Source organism: Treponema sp. UBA3813 (assembly GCA_002368605.1).
In the GTDB taxonomy this organism is placed as follows: Bacteria; Spirochaetota; Spirochaetia; order Treponematales; family Treponemataceae; genus Treponema_D.
Genome location: DFEB01000008.1, coordinates 49411 through 50384, shown reverse-complemented (window position 1 = coordinate 50384; position 974 = coordinate 49411). Strand labels below are relative to the sequence as shown.

Below are 974 nucleotides of genomic sequence, written 5' to 3'. Positions count from 1 at the left end.
TGCTCTGGTATGACTCACTCAGCTGCTATGGCTTCTGAAATCCTCATCGGAAAAACATTGCTTGAGGCTCTCAATACTGACCTCGTTTGCGACGCAATCAACACTGCTATGCGCGAGCTTTTCATGCAGATTGTTTACGGACGCACTCAGTCGGCTTATTCAAAAGACGGTCTTAAAGTCGGCGCTTCTCTCGAAGACTTGGGCAAAAACCTTCGCTCTCAGGTGGGAACAATGTTCGCAACCCGAAAGACAGGTCCACGCTACCTTGAAATGACAGAAGGCTATGTCGAGCAGATTGCTTTGGATAAAGACAACCAGATTGTCGGTTACAAGTGTATCAACTTCGGTAAGCTCATGGACGCTCTCAAAGCCGGAAAACCTGCTGCCGAGGCTATTGAAGGCGCACGCACACACTATGGTCGTGTCACAGAAGATCAGGGCGTAGTTAAGTTTATTGACCCGAGAAAGGAGTAAAAAATGGCATTATTTGAAGATTACGAAGGCCGCATTCCTCAGGTGAATAAGGCGCTTAAAGAATATGGATTCAAAGAGGGCGAGGCTGGTCTTAACGAAGCCCGTGAACTCTGCAAGGCTCGTGGTTTCGATCCTTACGAAATCTGTCAGTCTACACAGCAGATTTGTTTCGAGGACGCAAAATGGGCTTATGTTCTCGGTTCTGCAATCGCTATCAAAGAAGCAGAAAAAACTGGCGACAAAACTGGTTCAACTGCTGCCGCTAACATCGGTAAGGGCTTGCAGGCTTTCTGTTTGCCAGGTTCTGTAGCTGATGACCGCAAAGTCGGTCTCGGACACGGAAACCTGGGCGCTCGTCTTCTTTCTGAGGAGACACAGTGCTTCGCATTCCTGGCTGGTCACGAGTCATTCGCTGCCGCTGAGGGCGCAATCAAAATCGCCGCTAACGCTAACAAAGTCCGAAAGAATAAGCTCCGCGTTATCCTTAACGGTCTTGGAAA

General features: G+C 48.8%; 2 protein-coding genes. Both read left to right on the top strand.

The annotated features are described in order from the left end of the window. On the top strand, positions 1 to 474 hold a 474-nt coding region (locus B2089_RS00880), incomplete at its 5' end, for a hypothetical protein (protein WP_296685387.1). A 3-nt stretch (positions 475 to 477) separates the two neighbouring features. Continuing rightward, the coding region (locus tag B2089_RS00875; protein ID WP_296685384.1) for a GGGtGRT protein at positions 478 to 974 on the top strand (497 nt) is incomplete at its 3' end.